The organism is Galbibacter sp. (assembly GCF_035306585.1).
GTDB lineage: Bacteria > Bacteroidota > Bacteroidia > Flavobacteriales > Flavobacteriaceae > Galbibacter.
On sequence record NZ_DATGNU010000117.1, the window covers coordinates 1 to 2,201 of the forward strand.

2 protein-coding genes are annotated in these 2,201 nt (G+C 42.5%); both read left to right on the forward strand.

Going from position 1 to position 2,201, the window contains the following annotated elements; translation table 11 throughout:
• Positions 1-117: 117 nt before the first annotated feature.
• Entirely contained in the window at positions 118-1,758 is a 1,641-nt protein-coding gene (locus VKY50_RS10730) for an amidohydrolase (RefSeq protein WP_324301687.1), read from the forward strand.
• Positions 1,759-1,783: 25 nt separating this feature from the next.
• Positions 1,784-2,201, forward strand: a 418-nt coding sequence (locus VKY50_RS10735) for a DoxX family protein (protein WP_324301689.1), incomplete at its 3' end; no start/stop codon positions are given.

Genomic DNA, 2,201 nt, shown 5'->3' on the forward strand with positions numbered 1-2,201 from the left:
ATTGAGCACTGCAAAGTTAGCTTTAAAAGTTGAATGCTTTTTAAAATAGTGGAATGTAAATCCACCGTTTTTTTCTGAATTACGGTATCTTAGTAGTCATTAACTAAATCCTTCCTAATGAAAACAAAGCATATTGCTCAATTGAGAATTCTATTACTGATCATGTGTGTGCTACTTACAAGTTGTCAGAACAGACAGCAGGCAGATTTGATTCTAATGGGTGCGAACATATACACCGTAGACCAAAATATGCGCCAAGCGGAGGCGGTAGCGATCAAAGACGGTAAATTCATAGCCGTTGGCACCAATGAGCAAATAAGGGATTCTTATCAATCTCAGCAGACCCTCGATCTTCAGGGTCGATCGGTTTATCCTGGTTTTATCGATGGCCATTGCCATTTTTATGGTCTAGGCATCAATAGTCAACAAGCCGATTTGATGGGGACCACAAGCTATAACGACATGTTGGAGCGTCTTGTGAGTTTCACTAAGGAAAACCCAAGTGAATTTATTTTGGGAAGAGGGTGGGATCAAAATGATTGGGAGGACACCTCCTATCCTACTAAAAAAGGACTGGATTCCCTTTTTCCTGAAACAGCAGTGGTGCTTACCCGCATCGATGGACATGCCTATCTGGTCAATCAAAAAGCACTTGAGTTAGCTGGAATTACTCCCAAGACTAAGGTCGCTGGAGGAGAAATTGTACTGAAAGATGGTGAACTCACTGGAGTGCTGATTGACAACCCTATGGAGCTGATCAAAAAGATCATTCCATCACCTTCCAAGGCTACCATGGTTAAAGCCCTACTGGAGGCGCAGGAGCAATGTTTTCAGTATGGACTCACTACGGTAAACGACGCTGGGCTGTCAAAGCAAGTGATCTTATTAATTGATAGCTTGCAACAAGCAGGTGTTTTAGATATGCGTATCTATGCCATGATTAATAACACCCCTAGTGATTTAGATTATTTTATAGATCGCGGTGTTATAAAAACGGATAAACTTCATGTACAATCTGTAAAAGCGTATGCAGATGGAGCACTGGGATCCAGAGGAGCTGCTTTGAAGGAACCCTACAGCGATCAACACCATCATTTTGGGGCGATGGTGACACCAGTTTCACAAATACAGGGCTTGGCTAACCGTTTAGCTAAGACAGATTTTCAACTCAACACTCACGCCATTGGTGATTCGGCCAATGTAGTAGTACTAAAAGCCTACCAGAGGGCCTTAGCAGGGAAAGAGAATAAGCGCTGGAAGGTGGAACACGCACAGATCATAGACCGAGACGATTTTCATTATTTCTCCGATAACATCATTGCATCGGTACAACCCACCCATGCCACTAGCGATATGTACTGGGCAGAAGAACGCCTGGGATCCGAGCGGATCAAAGGAGCCTATGCTTACAAGGACCTATTGGATCAGGCAGGCCGAATTGTTCTAGGGACGGATTTTCCTGTGGAATATGTTAGTCCGTTTTTAACCTTCTATGCCGCTACGGCACGTCGGGATGTCAAAGGATATCCAGCGGATGGATTTTATGCCTCGCAAGCTTTAAGCCGAGAAGAGACCTTAAAAGGAATGACCATTTGGGCTGCCTATTCCAATTTCGAAGAAGATGAGAAAGGAAGTATAGAAGTAGGGAAGTGGGCCGATTTTGTAATACTCGATAAAGACATTATGACCATACCCTTAGAAGAGATACCAACGATGAAGGCGCACAAAACCTTTCTAGCAGGCAAACAAGTATATTAACCATCTTTATTTATAAAACAAAATTATGCAAACGATCATTAAACTTGCCCTTCGTTTATCCCTTGCCTTGGGCTTTTTATCAGCTGTGGCTGATCGACTTGGAATATGGAGTGATGAATTTTCTACTTGGGGAACCTGGGAATCATTTTTGGAATATACAGCCATTATTAATCCGTGGTTTCCAGAGTCGATGATCCCAGCTTTGGGGTTTGTAGCGACGGTTCTAGAGGTGGTCTTTGCCGTCTTTTTGTTAATTGGATTTAAAACCTCTTTTTTTGCCAAACTAAGTGGATGGCTGCTGTTGATTTTTGCACTGTCCATGACATTTTCTTCCGGGATTAAAGGAGCTTTTGATTATTCTGTTTTTACCGCCGCAGCTGCTGCCTTTTCCTTGAGTTTGATTAAAACAACATACTTGGAAATAGATGCTGTGATTCAAAGAA